This window comes from Abyssisolibacter sp. ZYX002 (assembly GCF_056892235.1).
The window spans coordinates 47,637-62,256 of the sequence record NZ_JARMXH010000006.1 but is presented as its reverse complement, the minus strand read 5'-3'; the positions used below and the strand labels follow the sequence as shown (position 1 = coordinate 62,256).

The 14,620-nt window shown below is 29.3% G+C and carries 14 protein-coding genes; 10 read left to right on the top strand and 4 right to left on the bottom strand.

From position 1 onward, the window contains the following. From P3X86_RS16290 to P3X86_RS16270, 5 genes are all read left to right on the top strand, one after another. Positions 1 to 1,194, top strand: coding sequence for a class II aldolase/adducin family protein (locus tag P3X86_RS16290; RefSeq protein ID WP_483293787.1), 1,194 nt, complete (start codon positions 1 to 3; stop codon positions 1,192 to 1,194). Further along, positions 1,191 to 2,414, top strand: a complete 1,224-nt coding sequence (locus P3X86_RS16285; protein ID WP_483293786.1) for an MFS transporter — start codon at positions 1,191 to 1,193, stop codon at positions 2,412 to 2,414. The genes P3X86_RS16290 and P3X86_RS16285 overlap by 4 nt, the downstream gene beginning before the upstream one ends. Before the next feature lie 11 nt (positions 2,415 to 2,425). Beyond that, on the top strand, positions 2,426 to 4,021 hold the full coding sequence (locus P3X86_RS16280; RefSeq protein WP_483293785.1) for a xylulokinase: 1,596 nt from the start codon (positions 2,426 to 2,428) through the stop codon (positions 4,019 to 4,021). Between the two features lie 218 nt (positions 4,022 to 4,239). Then, positions 4,240 to 4,776 (top strand): hypothetical protein, encoded by a 537-nt coding sequence (locus P3X86_RS16275; protein ID WP_483293784.1) that lies wholly within the window; start codon positions 4,240 to 4,242, stop codon positions 4,774 to 4,776. An 84-nt stretch (positions 4,777 to 4,860) separates the two neighbouring features. After that, the gene (locus P3X86_RS16270) at positions 4,861 to 5,721 is read left to right on the top strand and encodes a PhzF family phenazine biosynthesis protein (RefSeq protein ID WP_483293783.1); all 861 of its coding nucleotides are present in this window, start codon (positions 4,861 to 4,863) and stop codon (positions 5,719 to 5,721) included. Positions 5,722 to 5,800: 79 nt separating this feature from the next. On the opposite strand, the gene P3X86_RS16265 is transcribed toward P3X86_RS16270, so the two are convergent. Continuing rightward, positions 5,801 to 6,934 carry an AI-2E family transporter gene (locus P3X86_RS16265; protein WP_483293782.1) on the bottom strand — a complete coding sequence of 378 codons (1,134 nt, stop codon included), beginning with the start codon at positions 6,932 to 6,934 and terminating at the stop codon, positions 5,801 to 5,803. A gap of 257 nt (positions 6,935 to 7,191) precedes the next feature. Between P3X86_RS16265 and P3X86_RS16260 the strand changes: the two genes are divergently transcribed. The 4 genes from P3X86_RS16260 (at position 7,192) to P3X86_RS16245 (ending at position 10,124) form a co-directional block, all read left to right on the top strand. Continuing rightward, entirely contained in the window at positions 7,192 to 7,920 is a 729-nt protein-coding gene (locus P3X86_RS16260) for a class I SAM-dependent methyltransferase (protein WP_483293781.1), read from the top strand. 18 nt (positions 7,921 to 7,938) lie between these two features. Beyond that, positions 7,939 to 8,490 carry a GNAT family N-acetyltransferase gene (locus P3X86_RS16255; protein ID WP_483293780.1) on the top strand — a complete coding sequence of 184 codons (552 nt, stop codon included), beginning with the start codon at positions 7,939 to 7,941 and terminating at the stop codon, positions 8,488 to 8,490. A gap of 359 nt (positions 8,491 to 8,849) precedes the next feature. Continuing rightward, on the top strand, positions 8,850 to 9,386 hold the full coding sequence (locus P3X86_RS16250; protein ID WP_483293779.1) for an AAA family ATPase: 537 nt from the start codon (positions 8,850 to 8,852) through the stop codon (positions 9,384 to 9,386). 294 nt (positions 9,387 to 9,680) lie between these two features. Further along, positions 9,681 to 10,124: a hypothetical protein gene (locus P3X86_RS16245; protein WP_483293778.1), complete on the top strand. Its 444-nt coding sequence runs from the start codon at positions 9,681 to 9,683 to the stop codon at positions 10,122 to 10,124. Positions 10,125 to 10,462: 338 nt separating this feature from the next. On the opposite strand, the gene P3X86_RS16240 is transcribed toward P3X86_RS16245, so the two are convergent. After that, a complete protein-coding gene (locus P3X86_RS16240) occupies positions 10,463 to 10,966 on the bottom strand; it encodes a hypothetical protein (protein WP_483293777.1) in 504 nt (167 codons plus the stop codon). A 148-nt stretch (positions 10,967 to 11,114) separates the two neighbouring features. Between P3X86_RS16240 and P3X86_RS16235 the strand changes: the two genes are divergently transcribed. Then, a complete protein-coding gene (locus P3X86_RS16235; RefSeq protein WP_483293776.1) occupies positions 11,115 to 11,420 on the top strand; it encodes a DUF2325 domain-containing protein in 306 nt (101 codons plus the stop codon). Between the two features lie 62 nt (positions 11,421 to 11,482). On the opposite strand, the gene P3X86_RS16230 is transcribed toward P3X86_RS16235, so the two are convergent. Further along, positions 11,483 to 12,559 carry a YibE/F family protein gene (locus P3X86_RS16230; protein ID WP_483293775.1) on the bottom strand — a complete coding sequence of 359 codons (1,077 nt, stop codon included), beginning with the start codon at positions 12,557 to 12,559 and terminating at the stop codon, positions 11,483 to 11,485. A gap of 168 nt (positions 12,560 to 12,727) precedes the next feature. Then, positions 12,728 to 13,984, bottom strand: a complete 1,257-nt coding sequence (locus P3X86_RS16225; RefSeq protein ID WP_483293774.1) for an MFS transporter — start codon at positions 13,982 to 13,984, stop codon at positions 12,728 to 12,730. Between the last annotated feature and the right edge of the window lie 636 nt (positions 13,985 to 14,620).

The window sequence follows — 14,620 nt, the reverse complement described above, 5'->3', positions numbered from 1 at the left end:
ATGGATATAAATGAAGCTAAAAATCTAGTTATTAAAGCGGGTATTAAGCTTGTAGATACAGGCTTGATAGCCCGTACTTGGGGTAATGTCAGCTGTAGAGTAGATAATAACAGTTTTGTTATAACACCAAGTGGTATGAATTATAACTCGCTAAAACCAGAAGATATTGTTCATGTCAACATAGATGATTTAAGTTACAGTGGAGATATAAAACCATCGTCAGAAAAGGGGATACATGCAGGAGTATACAAACAAAGACCCTCAGCAAATTTTGTAATACATACACATCAAACCTATGCATCAGTTATAAGTGCAACACATCTAGAGTCTATGAAAATCAATGGAAATTACAAAAACTTAAAAAATAAAATACTATGCGCAAAGTATGCATTGCCTGGGACTAAATCATTATGCAAAAATGTATTAGAGGCACTAAAAAATACTAAAGAAAATGCTATAATAATGAAATATCATGGAGCATTATGCTATGCTGAAGATTACGAAAAAACATTTGAGACTATATTAGAACTTGAAAAAGCATGTGAAGAATATATAATAAATCATTATCTTAACCTTAGTCATAGTAGCAAATATAATCCTGCCCAAATGGCAAGCTATGTTTTATTGAATAAAATTGGAAATAAGCCTTTTGATGAAAATGGGAAAAAATACTATAATAGTAATAGGACGAACCAAGGTTTTGAATTATACAGAGATGATGAAAACGATGTCATACCAAATAATGCTTTGAATCTTTCAACTCATACAAAAGAAAAGATAAAAAAGCATAAGATTATCTTTGAAACCAATAAGCATATAAATCATATTTTGTTTGACGACTCACCAGAAGTTAAAGTATTGGCACAATCAGGATTTTCACTTAAACCATTGCTAGATGATTTTGCACAAATAGCAGGTGTACATGTTAAAAATACTGAGGATGATGCATATAAAATAGCTAAGTGTTTAAAAAAATCACCAGTAGTATTTATAAAAAATGTAGGGGCAATATATACAGGAAGTAGTTTCGATGAGGCGGATGCAGTAAGATTGGTTACTAAAAAAGCTATTAAAACACTAGTAGGTGCAAAGTTACTTGGGGAGGTTAAATATATAAACAAATTTGAAAGTATGTTGATGAGATTTGTTTATAAGAAAAAGTACTCAAAAAAAATAAAAAGGGGGAAAAAATGAAAGAAGACCGAAACATAAAAGTTTGTAGACCATCATACAGATGGGTTAATTTGCTTATGATAGTACCTATAATCATTGCTACAGAAACAATATGGTTAACACTCGCACCTATTTCAAGCTTAGCTAAGAACTTTTACGGTGTTACAGATTTGTCTATATCACTTTTTGCGATGAGTTATATGATAATGTATATACTGTTTTGCATACCCGCGTCTTGGGTAGTAGATAAATTTGGTTACAGATATTCTCTAATAATTGGAGGGAGTATAACAGCTATATTTTCTCTTACAAGGGCAGTATTTGCAGATAACTTTATGATAGCAATAATATCACAGTTCCTAATAGCAATAGGGCAACCATTTATAATAAATATATCTACAAAAGTGTCATCAAATTGGTTTCCTATAGATGAGAGGGCTACTGCAACAGGAATATTAACTATGGCGCAATATCTAGGATTTGTAGTACCGATGATTATATCACCAATTGTAGCTGAAAACTATGGAGTCCCAAGAGTATTTATGATAACAGCGATTATTTCAATAATATCAGCAATTATATCCGTTATATTTACTAAAGAAAGACCAGAAATTATCATGGATCAAGATACTCAAAAAGATGATATAAGTATAAAAGCTTTAAAAAAGCTGTTTGTTAATAAATCATACTTATTAGTACTTTTTATATGCTTTATATCAATGGGAGTATTTAATACATTATTGACACTTATAGAAAAAATATTAGTTCCAAGGGGAATCACATCCATACAGGCAGGGGTAGTTGGAGCAGTATTTATAGTATCAGGGATAGTAGGAGCTGTAATATTGCCTATAATATCAGATAAATCAGGGCTAAGAGTAAAAATATTAGTGATAGTTATATCAGCATTAGTGCCACTTTATTTAGGACTAACATATGTGAGTAGTTTTATATTTATATGTGTAATAGCATCGGTAGCTGGTTTTGCAATAATGGGAGCAGCACCGATATTGTTCCAGTATGGTAGTGAAGTCGCATACCCAATAAGAGAAGGAACATCACTAGGATTGATACTATTGATGGGCCAAATATCAGGAGTGTTATTTGTTTACTTATTCGAGTTACTATCCACAAGTAAATCAGTAACATTTCCAATGATATTAATAGTTATAATAACTGCAATAGAGATTCCATTTGCTAGAGGTATGAAAGAATCACAGCTTATTGATAAAGGTCATTAGGGGGAATGTAGGTGGAGAACTATGTTATAGCTTATGATGTTGGAACAACTGGCATAAAGACATGTGTATTTAGAATAAGTGAAGAAATAAACCTAGTAGCAAGTGCTTTATGTGGATATAACTTACACGTAATCGAAAACGGAGGCGTAGAGCAAGATCCAGATGATTGGTGGAGAGCTATGTGTAAGACAACAAGAGAAGTGATAGAAAAGATAAAGATATCACCAGAGAAAATAAAGGGCTTATCATTTTCAGCACAGATGCAAGGTCTAGTGTTAGTAAATGAAAAAGGCAATCCAGTAAGAAAAGCAATGAGTTACATGGATAATAGAGCTTTGAAGGAGCTAGATGATGGACTGAGACAAGGCGTAAAAATATCAGGGATGAATGCATACAAGCTTTTAAACTCAATAAAAATCAGTGGTGCAGTAGCAGCTAGTGTAAAAGACCCAGTATGGAAATATAAATGGGTAGAGTCAAATGAACCTTTAGTATTTAGTGAAGTTTATAAATGGCTTGATGTTAAAGAGTACCTTATCTTAAAGTGCACAGGCGAATTTGTAATGACAGAGGATAGTGCATTTGCTACAATGTTGTTTGATACTAGAAAAGGAAAGAAATGCTTTAGCAAAAAGATATGTGATATGCTAGGGGTTGATATAACACACTTGCCAAGAATTATTAAGAGTACCGAAATTGCAGGAAAACTTTCTAAGAAAGCTGCATCAGAGCTGAGCCTTTCAGAAGGTATATTAGTATTTGGAGGAGGAGGCGATGCGTCATTAATAGGACTAGGGGCAGGGGTTGTAGAAGAGGGAGGAACACATATATACCTTGGTACTTCAGGCTGGGTATCAACGGTAGTAAATAAGAGAGTACTAGACATAAACCACATGATAGCTTCAATAGTTGGAGCTAGTGATATAAACTTTAATTATTTTGCAGAGTTAGAGACGGCAGGTAAATGCTTAGAGTGGGTAAAAGATCATTTGGCACTAGACGAAATAAATGTTTACCTAGATAAAAAGATGGCTTTCAAGTCAAAAGAAGACAAGTATAAGAGTTTATATGATTACATGATGGAAGTAATAAAGGATGTGCCTGCTGGTAGTAATGGGGTAATATTCACACCGTGGCTTCATGGTAATAGGTGTCCATTTGAAGACCCAAACGCAAGAGGTATGTTTTTCAATATAAGTTTAGATACAGGTAAAACAGAACTTATCCATGCAGTACTAGAAGGAGTATGCTATCATCTAAGATGGCAATTAGAAGCGTCAGAAAAAAAAGTCAAAACATCCAAAGTAATAAGGTTAGTAGGAGGAGGAGCATTAGCACCACTTACATGCCAAATATTAGCAGATGTACTGGGAAGAGAAATAGAAACTGTAGATAGTCCACAAAATGCAGGTGCAGTTGGAGCAGCTGTAGTAATGGCTGTAGGGTTAAATATAATTCCAAAAATCCAAGATGCCAAGTATCTGATAAAAGTAAAAGATAGATATATACCAGACAAGAATAACACAGAGGTTTATGATAAATACTTTAATGTGTTTAAGAGATTGTATAAGAATAACAAGAAGTTGTTTGGTGCTTTGAATAGTTAAGAAATGAGAGCTACGCTTTATAAGTGGGGCTCTTTTTCAAATTCAGTAGTTTAAATTTATAATGCTATGCTAATGTACTGAAAATTATAAGCATAGTGTTTTTTAATAGTCCTTAATAGGAACATCCCTGATATTTATTTTGGAAGAGAATTTGTAATATGATATAATGTTCTTTGCAATGATAGGGACAAAGAATTTTCACCATAGGGGGACTTGTTATGATTATAAATATAATACTAATAACTTGCATTATAGTGAGTACTATTTCTATCATATATTCAACAGCTTTTTGTAGACAAAAAATAAAAGATATAATGAATACAGATGATGTATTATTAGAGATTAAGGGCGAATGGAATGAATCTAATAATAGAAAATATCAGATAGCAATAGTAATATGTTATGTCATTATTTTAATAATCAGTACGCTAATAATAGCAGAAATCATTAGAGGAGGGATTGATGAATCTGATGTTCCGAGATTGATATTTCCTTTTATGTTAGCACATTTGATATTGATTCAATCTTATAATAATACAAATATTTACTTATTAAAAGAAGGAATAATATGTGGTAAATTATCTTATATGAAGTGGAGTAATATAAAGAGTTATGAGATAAAAAAAGACGTATTAGGAAGGCGACATCTTTGTTTAAAAACAAGATTTATAGGTCGTAGAATTAAATTAAATAATAATAAAACAGAACAGTTAGAAAAAATATTAAAGGATTATTTAACAAGAGCGAAAAGCTAAACGCATGTTATTATACATATGAAAAACTATTTTATGTTTTACTTCAACCAGATTTAAAATAAGATAGAAGGCGAGTGATAAGGTATGAATTTGAAAGTATTTATAATTAATGCATTTGCTAAGACTTCAAAAGGTGGAAATCCAGCAGGCGTTGTACTTAATGCAGATAATCTATCTGTAAAGGATATGAAAAAAACTGCAAGTATTCTTGGGCTAAGTGAAACTGCTTTTGTTATGAAATCCGATTGTGCTGATTTTAAGGTTAGATTTTTCACACCGAATAATGAAGTTGATTTATGTGGACATGCTACAATAGGGACTTTTTCTGTGTTATTAAATGAGGGGTGTATTAGTGTAGGTTGCTATACGCAGGAGACAAAAGCAGGGGTTTTAAAAGTAGAAGTTAAAGCAGATGCATCAATCATGATGGAGCAAAATAAACCCAAATTCTATGAGACTGTAGACAAAAAAGAAATAGCAAAATCTTTAAATATTAAACACAGTGATATAGCAGAAGATTTACCTATACAAATTGTATCAACAGGACTCAGAGATATAATAATACCTATAAAAAATATAAAAATACTAGATGAAATAAAACCTAGTATTGATCAAGTGGCCGAGATAAGTAGAAAATATGATGTAGGTGGATATCATATATTTACACTTGATTCATCACGTAAAGAAGATGCTTACTGTAGAAATTTTGCACCTCTTTATGGAATTAATGAAGAATCAGCAACTGGGACATCAAACGGAGCATTAGCTTGTTATTTATATAAACATAAAAAATTTAGAAATAAAGATTTTGTTTTTGAGCAGGGATATGCTATGAATATGCAATCCGAAATTTTGGTTATTTTAAACGTTGTAGGAGATGAAATCACAGCGGTTAAAGTAGGTGGAAAAGCCTTGAATTTAATATCAAAAGAAATCAATTTATAGATAAAGTAAAATAGTTAAGAGAATAGAACATAAAAATAGGGACTGGATTTGCCAGCAGTCCCTATTTTTATATTACATATTATTTTTTTAACTTATCTACTTCTAGTTTAGCAAGCCCTTTAACCTTTAATCTCTTGTCAACTGCTTCTTCAACTAGGTTCTTTATCAGAACTGTAGATGGTACACCTAAAATCATTCCAGAAACTCCAAACAATGAGCCTCCTATTATAACAGCTATAACAACCCAAAATGCTCTTAAACCGACTTTTTTACCGATAATTTTAGGTCCTAAGAACAATCCATCAAATTGCTGTAATGCTAAAATTATTATACCTACCCAAATTGTTTTTGGTAAGTCTGTAAACAATGTTATAATTATAGCTGGTATAGCACCAATAAATGGGCCAAAGTATTCTATCATATTAGTAATACCTATAATTAAAGCTAGTACCGAACCATAAGGAACGCCCGCTATAGTAAAGAATATCAGAGATAGCAAGCCAATAATTGATGAATCTAATAGCTTTCCTGTAAAGTAGCTGATAAAAGCATCGTTGCTTTTATTACCTATTTCAAATATATAGTCAGCTGCACTTTTTCTAAAAAAAGCATATATAAGTCTTTTAAGTCTAGCACATAAATCATCTTTATCAAGTATCATATATATTGCTATAATCAAGCTAATCAATAAGTTAATTATACTAGTAGTAAAATATAGTGTCTTGTTAATAAATCCTTGTAAGAAATCAGTTAATATTGTTTTTCCTTTTTCAATAGACATAGCTATTATATTATTTGAATTCTTTCTAATCATTTCTGTTATTCTATCATCAACATACTTGTCGAAGAAATTATCTATAGAAGAAGTGATGCTATCTATATCAGGAAAATTATTAATTAGTGATAGTACATTACTAGCAAGGTTTGGTATAACTACGTAGAACATAAAAAATATAAAAGCTAATAGTAATAATATCAATAAAATAATACTTAGATGTTTACTAAGTTTTAGATGCTTTGTAATTAACTTTACTAAAGGATTTAATAGATAAGCTATTATAAATGCATGTAATAGAGGTTTAACTATACTGTAAGCCCATTGTATGTACTCTTTATCGCTAACAAACATATAAAATAAAACACCAAAAGCAATGAGTAATATAATCTTGAAAAATTTCTTGCGTTCATTTAGTATTTGTTCTTGTTTATCCATTTTTTTCATCCTTTCATACATAATTAGCTATATTGTAGGTTTGTAAAATTATGTTGTTACTATATATTATAATACATATATAGTAATACATAAATGGTTTTCTAAAAAAACAGTAAAAGTAAGGATATTGATAGATAATTTGAGCAATTAGAATTATATAGCAATTATCTTTATATAGACAGAAATATACCTATTTGTTACTATAAAGGTATAGCTTACAAATAAAACTATATATATCATGAAGGATGGTGAATACAATGAGTAAACTAAAAGAGGTATTAGGTAAATACGAGTGTAATAAAGTTCTAGATGTGGGTACTGGTCGTGGTGAATTTACGCAAATTCTGATTGATTATTTAAAGAGTTATGATGAAATAGTTTGTATTGATTATAGTGATAGAACACAGGCTCTTATAGAGGAAAAATTCAAGGATAAAAACGTGAAATTTTACAATATGGATTGTGCAAAGCTTGAGTTTAAAGAAGAATTATTTGATGCAGTAAGTATATCTAATGCGCTTCATGAGCTATCGGATATACAAACTGTGTTAAAGCAAATGAATAGAGTACTAAAAAAAGATGGTATTATGATTTTTAATGAAATGTATTGTGATAATCAATCTGCCAAGCAGATGTCACATGTAAAGCTTCATCACTTTGTGGCAAAGCTACATAGGCTAAATGGAAGAATTCATAATAGCACATTCAAAAAAGAAGAAATATTAGATATAATACAAACTCTAGATATGAGAGTATTAGACATATTGGAGCATAGTACACACGAAGATCAGCTAAAAGCTTCATCAGATAATATTACTGAAGAGCGACTGACTGATATAGATGATAATATTAGTAGATTGACCAATAATTTTAAAGAAACAGAATATTACGATGAATTAGTAAAAGAAAAAGAAAATTTAATAGAATACATAAAAGATAACGGATTATTTAGTGCTACTGAATTATTAGTAATTGTAAAAAAATAATTATGTACGGAGGATACTATGAAACTTTATAAAAATGAAAATGTTTTAAAAGATGGTCATAAACTTATTGTACGTACTGCAGAAGAAAGTGATTCACAAGCTTTAATTGATTTTCTGAAGATAGTTGATAGTGAAACAAAATTTTTAGCACGTGAACCTGGTGAATTTAATTTTACGCTAGAACAAGAAAGAGAATTCATTGCGGGTATGATGAAAGATGATAATAGGCAGTTGTTAATCGGAGAAATAGATGGTATAATCGTAGCTAATTGCTCAGTTGGGATAGTTGTAAATAATAAAAGATATCTTCATAGAGCTGATATGGGCATTTCTGTAAGAAAGAAGTATTGGAACAAAGGTATTGGTAAAATAATGATGAATGAATGTATTAAATGGTGCAAAGAAAAGGGAATTGAACAACTTGAACTTGAAGTTGTTACTGAAAATAGTAGGGCTATTTCATTGTATAAAAGTTTAGGTTTTCAGGAATTTGGAACTAAGAAAAATGCATTGAAATATTGTGATGGAACGTATGCTGACGAATACTATATGATCTTATTTTTAGAGTAGTATTAAACTTGATAAAAGACCTAATTTTCAAAATGAAAATACTAGTTTTGTTGTTTGAATCTTTAGAGGTAAATACAGCAGGATAACAAATTATAACTGTATGGTGTATATATGGGAGTACAAGGAACACAGTCATTGGTAAGTCGGTCACATAGTTATCTGTGGTTCATTATTAATAAAAAGAACATATCTATGTAGCTTTGGGAGATTGCTGAAATGTGATTTATGGTCAATACTAAGAAAAACATGGTGGTTTCTATTGTTTCACTTTTGGTACAATGTGCTAAGATAGACTAAAACTTGTTAAAGAGTATATTGAACCAAAGTTTAAAAGTTAGTTATAATATAGGGGGGATAAAGTGATAATCTGGATTAATGGTGCATTTGGTAGTGGTAAGACAAGCGCAGCTTACGAGTTAAATAGACGAATATCAAAGTCTTATGTTTATGACCCTGAAGAAGTGGGATTCTTTATAAGGGACAACATACCAAAAGATTTAAGTCTGGATGATTTTCAGCAATTTTCAATATGGAGAGAATTTAATTATAAAATGCTAAAATATATTTATAACAAGTATAGTGGTATAATTATAGTACCTATGACGATTACAGATGAAAATTACTATAATGAAATAATTGAGAAGTTACGAAAGGATAATATAAATCTTAAACATTTTGTCTTAATGGCTGATAAAGAAACATTGTTGAAAAGGTTAAGAAAACGCGGTGATGGAAAGAACTCATGGCCAGCAAAACAAATTGATAGATGCATCAATAATTTGAATAAAAAAATGTTTAAAGAGCATATTTATACAGACGAGATGACAGTAGAACAGGTGGTTGAGTATATATCCAAAGCATGTGAGATAGAATTACTTCAAGATACTCGCACTTGATTTGGAGTTAAAAAAGATGATATTATGTTATGGTTGAGACATATAAGAATATTTAATAGTCGAAGTATTAAATAATTAAGTTACTAAATTAAGAGTACCTTCAGAAATTTATACATTAAAACTGAATAATGGGACATATGAATAAGAAAGTTTAATATTAAACGGTTTTGTGATATATATACGAATGTGAAAAAATAATTTTGAAATGAAGAAAATATTGCATCAAAAACATGTTATTTCCAATCAAAATATGATATAATATAACAAAATACATATTTTAGGAGGATAACTGCAATGATAAGGAAAGATATCATAAGTACAGGGCATTTGAAAAAAAATAGCTACAATATTCTCAAAAAATATCATGAATTGGCTGACAAAAAGAAGATGGGGAGAATATTTGCAGTAAAAAATGGAGAGAATTATTGTTTTGTTACCTTGATTCAAAACTTAGGGGATATAATGAAAGATTCCCTTAGTGATATAAAAGATAGTGATTGTAAAGCCATGACACAAGTATATCTAGCAAAACTAGATCATTTAATAGCAAGAGTAAAAGAAAGTGCAGATAATAACAGCGCAATAAACGAAGGCTTTGTTACAAGTGTATTAAAAGCACATACTAATTTATTTAATAGAATGGTAGAAGTAAAAGAAAAGTTTAAATTCAGCGAAAATAGTAAAGTACTTTGGAATGATAGTTACATTATGGCAAATAGTATATGGAATAAATTTTAAATATAGAATAATAATTTTATAATAACTATGTATAAATGACATCTCAAACTGAGGTGTCATTTCATGATTAATTACAAAGGCATCATTACATAGACTAAGATCAATATACGATGCTATATGAAATAGATAAATGTACATAGATTAGATTGTAATAGGGAGGTGAATTTATGAATAAGGAAAGGTTTATGAAGTATAAGAAAAGAGAACAGTTAGAGTGTACATTTAAAGTTTTATTTTGTTTAAATCCTAGATTAGCTATACAAGAAGGACCTAAATAAAAATATGGTGTTACTAATTAAAAAATCTTGAGATTTAACAGTCTCAAGATTTTTTAGTATTTATTGCATGGGTAAAAACTCTACTTTCCATATGTTATCATCATTTTTAACAAGACAAAACTCAAATCTAAAAACATTGCCATTATAATCTTTTTCATCTTTAACAATATCATGTGTCCAACTGATTATAGCGGAGTTATTGTTATCACTAATTTCAGTTCTAAGCTTTTTAATATCTATATACTCTGGATGCATATAAGGTTTGGATTTACTATCGTTCCTTTCAGCCATATGTTCTTCTTTAGTCCACCCAACACGTTTTTCTTCCTTAGTATAAAGTGCATACTCTGTTTCATAATCTTGTATATAACAAGCATGTATGTACAGTTTGCATATGGAAATAGGTTTCAAACTTTTTAATAAAGTGTCATCGTGTGAGTTTTTGTATGTTTCATAAATCCTAGTTTCAGTTTCTGATAGATCGTATAAATTTGTAGTCTTATTGGGGCAGCCAGTAAATGATATACATAGAGTCAACATAATTACGATGTATACTATTCTCAAAATACAGCCACCTTTCTTAATAAATATCATAATAATTATATCATATGTAGAAAGCTAGATTATTAAGGTTTTATAGCCCTTGACAAGATGAGTATAAAATGATAAAGTTATGATAATGATAATTAATATCAAAAAAGGAGTGAGAAAAGTGACAGCACTAATAGTCGGAGGAGATAAACTAGGAAACATACCACAAGTATTGACTGATAACGGAGTTGATGATTATATACACTGGTCGGGCAGAAAAAAAATATCATATAATAAAGAGATTCCTAGCAATATAGATATAGTTATAGTGCTATACGATTTTATAAATCACAATACAGCAGGAGCTGTAAAAAAGATGACTAAGAATATGAATATACCTTGTATTTTTAGTAAAAGAGCATGTAGTGATTTAATGAAAAAGATGAATAACTGTAGTCACTGTAAATATAAAGGTTTACGTACATAAATGTAAACAAATAAAAGTCAAGTCAGATCACATTGATCTGACTTTTATTTTATAAAATAGTATTAGTTTTTATATAAATAATTATTTTGTGATTTAGTCTTAAAAGCCATATAGGAGGATATCAATGCAGTGAGTGGTATAGTAAGTATTAACCCAATACTTCCACATAAAGCCCTTATAGCCTCAGATGTAATCAGTTCAGTGTTTAGAGCATTTAAAAACGTAGTATCAGATAATATGAATATAAGTAATAGAGGAAGAAAGCTTCCAACGTAGGCTAGTACAAGTGTATTTATCATAGTAGACATAACATCTTTGCCTACATTTAATCCTGATTGCAATAATTCAATGAAAGGTATACTAGGTGATTTCTTTTTTATTTCAAATACAACTGAGGCTATAGACATACTTACATCCATTATTACACCTATGGTTCCTATTATTACGGCACTAAGAAATAATCCCTTAAAATCTAAATCAAGTCCCATATTTGTAGTCAAAAATCTAGCTTCGTCTTCAACAAGCCCTGATATATGTGACATATTAGTAAATATCATAGATAGTAACCCAGCACTTAATGTTCCACCAATAGTACCAAGGATAGATACTAGTGTTTTTTTAGTAAAACCTGAAATAAGTAAGAAACTAACAACTATAATTATAGAGGAGCAAAATATAGCACAAACTACTGAATTATAGCCTCTTATGATATAAGGAATCAACAGCCTAATAATTATAAAACCAGAAAATATTAATGCTACTAGAGATCGCAAGCCTTTAAATCTGCCAAATATAATTAATAGTATAATAAATATAATACATAATTTTTTCAAGGAATCTAGTCGGTAAGAGTCCACTATTACGCCAAATAACACTCCGTTATTTTTTGATACATCAATTAGTAGCATATCACCTTGATTATAACGTTTATTACTAGCAGAAAAATCAATTATTAAATGCTTGATAGTTAATGATTTATTTATATAGGGCTTATCCAATATTTTAACATCAAGTGTTTGAGAATCACTTGTTTCATTAGCAATATTAATTATTTTAGCTTTGTATATACTACTAGAATTAGTAAAACAGCTAGTAGAACATAAGACAAATATAGCAATGATAATAACGACTTTTTTCATAAGTTCACCTCCTAGTAAATATTATGCTTGTACATTTGGAAAAAGAACTATCTTATTATATAAAAAAATATCACAGAGGCTTAGTAACAATATTGTAAAGAGAAAATTGCTAATAATAAAAAAGCTATCTTTGACGCTAGCCAAAGATAGCTTTTTGTAGATTATTAACTATGCGTTATGCAATAATTTATTCTTAGATACATATATCCCCATAAATACAATGATTATACCAGATATGAATAATAGTATGAAACTATCGACTCTATCAAATAAAAAACCATACAATACAGCACCTATAGGAATTGCTATATTTGCCATAGTACGTATGATGGCATAAAATCTACCTAAATATTCTTTGGGAGTTTTCTTTTGTATTATAAGTTGAATAGGCATATTAATCATTACATTAGTAGCACCATATATAAATAAAACTATATAGTAATAGATACTATAAAATACTTTGCTAAAATTACTAAATACACCCAAAGATGGAATACCAATAAAGACCGCTATAAAACCTGTGGATATTATGAAAAATCCAAGATTCATACTTATTTTTTTGATTTCTTTTATTCTAGAGAATAACAATGCCATTACTAGCATTCCAATAGCATAACTAGCTTCTGCAATACCAAATGATTTTGAAGACAAAGATAATTGTCTAACCAATATAAATGGAAAACCTATAATAACTGATATAAAAAAGAAATTCAACATAGGGCTTATAATCATTATAGAGAAAAGTGCTTTGTTTGATTGTAAGAACGAAAATACCTCTTTCATATCTTTAATAAATGAGATTTTAGTATTTTTATTTTCGTCATCAACTTTATTAATGTATGCTTTAAAGTCTATAAAACATTCAGATATTGCAGATATTACAAATGATATACCATTTAGAAGTATAATATATTTTATATCTAAAAAACCGAAAATAAATCCACCCGCAACAGGACCTAATATACTAGATAATGAGTTAACTGAAGAATTATAAGAGTTTATTTTTATCAAATTATCCTCATTAACTAAAGTAGGTATAGCAGAACTGATTGTAATACCAAATATCGTATTAAAAGAAGTTAATAATACCGTTGTTATGTAAATAGGCAATGGATTGAGATCAGAGAAAAATGTAAATATAAATAATCCTACTAGTAGTAAACCGCTCATCAAATCTGTCAAAACAACTATTTTCTTTTTATCAAATTTATCTGATATGACTCCAGTAATAGGGCCAAGCAATAATTTAGGGAGAGTATTTAAAGCTAAGTTAAGAGCAAAGCTCATACCTCCAGTTAATTTGAGCAAATAAAGACCTATGGCAAAGGCATAGACGTTAGTACCAAACATTGACGTAAATTTTCCTGATAGATAGAGAATCATATTTCTATTATCAACTGAATTTTTTTTCATAGTATACCCCATAGTATATCCCCCCTGTAAAATAATATATAGACTATAAAGTTACAATTATAATAGAAGAATTTAACAGTGTAAAAGTTAAAATAAATTCTGTTTATTTTATTCCGTTAACAAACTAGAACATCAAAAGAAAACAAAGAAACTATATTTGATAATTCCAAACAAAGTACTTTTGTAACTTCAGAGCAACTTATATATTACCATACTTTATTTACGAATTTTGTCAAAATTGGTAAGGTGAATGTTCATTTTTTATTCTTTTGTTAAATTTTCAAAGCATTTTTGCAACTTATTAGTTATATAAGGACTTTATATTTGAGCAATGACTGTTTTTATGGTACGATGTTATGGATAATGAAAGAACATATGTCAATGGCATGATTTTTGTTATTGAGAGATTTATAGAGTATTAAGGATTTTATAATATTTCCATGATTTACTCATATGAATGAAAAAATTTAATATCCATAGAATATGAAGTGTGTACAAATATAATAGAGACGACAATAGTTCCATAGCATTTAGTGATAACGTACAAAGAAACTTTTAATTTCAAATACAGTATAGTTAATTAAGGAAAAGAGTGATTTTAATATATTAGTAATTAAATAACAGTATTATAGGAGCTAGATATAAAAA

What these genes read in the sequence shown, in the direction of transcription:
- P3X86_RS16290 (WP_483293787.1), top strand. Translation starts at nt 1, where the DNA reads ATGGATATAAATGAAGCTAAAAATCTAGTTATTAAAGCGGGTATTAAG.
- P3X86_RS16285 (WP_483293786.1), top strand. Translation starts at nt 1,191, where the DNA reads ATGAAAGAAGACCGAAACATAAAAGTTTGTAGACCATCATACAGATGG.
- P3X86_RS16275 (WP_483293784.1), top strand. Translation starts at nt 4,240, where the DNA reads ATGATTATAAATATAATACTAATAACTTGCATTATAGTGAGTACTATT.
- P3X86_RS16270 (WP_483293783.1), top strand. Translation starts at nt 4,861, where the DNA reads ATGAATTTGAAAGTATTTATAATTAATGCATTTGCTAAGACTTCAAAA.
- P3X86_RS16265 (WP_483293782.1), bottom strand. Translation starts at nt 6,934, where the DNA reads ATGGATAAACAAGAACAAATACTAAATGAACGCAAGAAATTTTTCAAG.
- P3X86_RS16260 (WP_483293781.1), top strand. Translation starts at nt 7,192, where the DNA reads ATGAGTAAACTAAAAGAGGTATTAGGTAAATACGAGTGTAATAAAGTT.
- P3X86_RS16255 (WP_483293780.1), top strand. Translation starts at nt 7,939, where the DNA reads ATGAAACTTTATAAAAATGAAAATGTTTTAAAAGATGGTCATAAACTT.
- P3X86_RS16245 (WP_483293778.1), top strand. Translation starts at nt 9,681, where the DNA reads ATGATAAGGAAAGATATCATAAGTACAGGGCATTTGAAAAAAAATAGC.
- P3X86_RS16230 (WP_483293775.1), bottom strand. Translation starts at nt 12,559, where the DNA reads ATGAAAAAAGTCGTTATTATCATTGCTATATTTGTCTTATGTTCTACT.
- P3X86_RS16225 (WP_483293774.1), bottom strand. Translation starts at nt 13,984, where the DNA reads ATGGGGTATACTATGAAAAAAAATTCAGTTGATAATAGAAATATGATT.